This window comes from Tardiphaga sp., assembly GCF_044340795.1.
Taxonomy (GTDB): domain Bacteria; phylum Pseudomonadota; class Alphaproteobacteria; order Rhizobiales; family Xanthobacteraceae; genus Tardiphaga.
On the sequence record NZ_JBIISY010000428.1, the window covers coordinates 1 to 2,810 of the forward strand.

Sequence of the window (2,810 nt, forward strand, 5' to 3'; positions counted from 1 at the left end):
GTGCATCGGCACGTGGCCGGGGCCCTCGATCATCACCTGGCAGCCCTTCTTCCAGGCGATCTGCGTCAGCTCGCCCAGCGTCTCCAGTTCGGCAAACTGCGCGCGGTCATTGGCATCGGCGATGGAGCCCGGCCGCAGGCCATCGCCCAGCGAGAACGAGACGTCATACTTGCGCATGATATCGCAGATCTCGTCGAAATGGGTGTAGAGGAAGCTCTCCTTGTGATGCGCGAGGCACCACTTCGCCATGATCGAACCGCCGCGCGAGACGATGCCGGTGACGCGGTTGGCGGTGAGGTGGATATATTGCAGGCGCACGCCAGCATGGATGGTGAAATAGTCCACGCCCTGTTCGCATTGCTCGATCAGCGTGTCCTTGTAGAGCTCCCAGGTCAGCTTGACCGGATCGCCGTCGCACTTCTCCAGCGCCTGATAGATCGGCACGGTGCCGATTGGGATCGGCGCATTGCGCATGATCCATTCACGCGTCGTGTGGATGTTGCGGCCGGTGGAGAGGTCCATCACCGTGTCGGCGCCCCAGCGGATCGCCCACACCATCTTGTCGACTTCTTCCTCGACCGACGAGGTCACGGCGGAGTTGCCGATATTTGCGTTGATCTTGGTGAGGAAGTTGCGGCCGATGATCATCGGCTCGAGTTCGGCGTGGTTGATGTTGCAGGGAATGATCGCGCGGCCACGGGCGATTTCCGAGCGCACGAATTCCGGCGTGATGAACAGCGGCACTTCGGCGCCAAAACTCTCGCCATCGGCGCGCGCGGCTTCGGCGCGCTCCAGCTGCTGCTTGCGGCCGAGATTTTCGCGCTCGGCCACATAGATCATCTCCTTGGTGATGATGCCGGCGCGGGCGAATTCGAGCTGGGTGATCGGTGCGTCGCCCACACCGCGCAGCGGCTTGTGATGTGCCTTGAAGGCAGCGGCGGCATGCTTGGCGCCGACATTGCCATTGTCTTCCGGCTTGATCTGGCGGCCTTCATATTCCTCGACGCCGCCGCGCTCCTTCACCCAGTCCTGGCGCGTGCGGGTGAGGCCGTTGTTGACGTCGATCAGCACGTTCGGGTCGGTATAGGGGCCTGACGTGTCATAGACCGGCAGGTTCGGTTCACCGGCGCCTTCGGACAAAATGATCTCGCGCAAGGGCACGCGCAGGTCCGGTGCGCTATCAGGTGTGGAATAGAACTTTCGCGAGGACGGCAGGGCGCCAGTGGTGACGGCGGGAAGGGTGGTGTCGGGATTGGAGCGGATGTTCATGGGACGATCCTCCGTTGGTTTTTGCGATCAGGCTACTTGTTCGGAAAGGCCGAGCCATTGCCGCACGCGGGCATCCGGATCGGGATTCTGGGTGACATCGCTGACCACAGCGATGGAGTCGGCACCCGCGGCAAAGATCTCCGCGGCGTGTTCGAACTTGATGCCGCCGATGGCGACCAGCGGAAGCTTGCCGACGCGCTTTTTCCACGTGCCGATTTTCGGAATGCCCTGCGGTTCAAAGCGCATGGATTTCAGCGTGGTGAAGAAGATCGGTCCGAGCGCGACATAATCGGGCTCCGCGCGCAGGGCGTTTTCCAGTTCTTCTTCATCATGGGTGGAGAGGCCGAGCGTGATGCCGGCCTTCTTGATGGCAGCGACATCGGCTTCGGCAAGGTCTTCCTGGCCGAGATGCAGATGCTGCGCCTTCAGCTTGATGGCGACGCGCCAGTAGTCGTTGACCACCAGCTTCGTGCTGGTGCCCTTGGTCACGTCGAGTGCCGCGCGGAATAGGATCATCGCGGAGGCATCGTCGAGATCCTTCGCGCGCAACTGCACGGTGCCGACGCCGAGGGCGGTGAGGCGCCGGACCCATTCGACGGTGTCGACGACAGGATAGAAACGGTCAGGATACGGCATGCCAGAACGGTGTCCCGATGACTGGAGTGGAAGGGGAAGCGAAATCACGTTCGCCCATCAGCCCGGCCTCAAAACCGGTGCGACCGGCTTCAACGGCGAGACGGAAGGCATTGGCCATCGCGACGGGATCGGCAGCCTTTGCGACGGCGGTGTTGAGCAGCACGGCGTCATAGCCGAGCTCCAGCGCCTCCGCCGCATGCGAGGGTGCACCGATGCCGGCATCGACCACGAGCGTGATATCGGGCAGGCGATCGCGCAGCAGTTTCAGCGCATCGCCATTGATGATGCCGCGCGCCGAGCCGATCGGCGCGGCCCAGGGCATCACCACCTTGCAGCCGGCATCGACGAGGCGCATGGCGACCCCGAGGTCTTCGGTGCAATAGGGGAAGACCTCAAAACCGTCCTTGGTCAGGATATTCGCGGCCTCGACAAGCCCGACCACATCCGGCTGCAGCGTGTCGTTGTCGGCAATCACTTCCAGCTTGATCCAGGGCGTGTCGAACAGTTCGCGCGCGAGCTTCGCGGTCGTCACAGCCTCGCGCACGCTGCGGCAACCGGCGGTGTTCGGCAGCACGGCGACGTCGAGCTCGCGGATCAGCGACCAGAACGCATCGCCGGTCTTGCCGCCCGCGGTCTCGCGGCGGACGGACACGGTAACGATGCCGGCACCGGAGGCGCGGATGGACTCCTGCATGATGGCCGGCGACGGATACAGCGCCGTGCCGATCAGGAGGCGGGACGAGAAGGTCTTGCCGTAGAAGTTGACGGTGGAGGTGGTCGTTGTTGCGGAAGCGCTCATGCTGCTCCTCCAATCTCGATTGTCATCCCCGCGAAAGCGGGGATCCAGTAAACGCCGGCGACCGTGCTTGAGCCGCAGCGCTGGAGTGTACCGGGTCGCCCGGTCA

At 63.5% G+C, this 2,810-nt stretch carries 3 protein-coding genes; all 3 read right to left on the reverse strand.

What is annotated here, in order from left to right; all coding sequences use genetic code 11:
* The coding region (gene thiC, locus ACIQ17_RS32670; RefSeq protein ID WP_398473720.1) for a phosphomethylpyrimidine synthase ThiC at window positions 1–1,269 on the reverse strand (1,269 nt) is incomplete at its 3' end.
* Between the two features lie 27 nt (window positions 1,270–1,296).
* The gene (locus tag ACIQ17_RS32675) at window positions 1,297–1,905 is read right to left on the reverse strand and encodes a thiamine phosphate synthase (protein WP_398473721.1); all 609 of its coding nucleotides are present in this window, start codon (window positions 1,903–1,905) and stop codon (window positions 1,297–1,299) included.
* Window positions 1,892–2,704 (reverse strand): thiazole synthase, encoded by an 813-nt coding sequence (locus ACIQ17_RS32680; RefSeq protein ID WP_398473722.1) that lies wholly within the window; start codon window positions 2,702–2,704, stop codon window positions 1,892–1,894. Before ACIQ17_RS32680 ends, ACIQ17_RS32675 begins: the two co-directional genes overlap by 14 nt.
* Window positions 2,705–2,810: the final 106 nt, after the last annotated feature.

Bases quoted from the DNA above. Each gene is read 5' to 3' on its own strand.
- ACIQ17_RS32680 (WP_398473722.1), bottom strand. From the start codon at position 2,704: ATGAGCGCTTCCGCAACAACGACCACCTCCACCGTCAACTTCTACGGC.
- ACIQ17_RS32675 (WP_398473721.1), bottom strand. From the start codon at position 1,905: ATGCCGTATCCTGACCGTTTCTATCCTGTCGTCGACACCGTCGAATGG.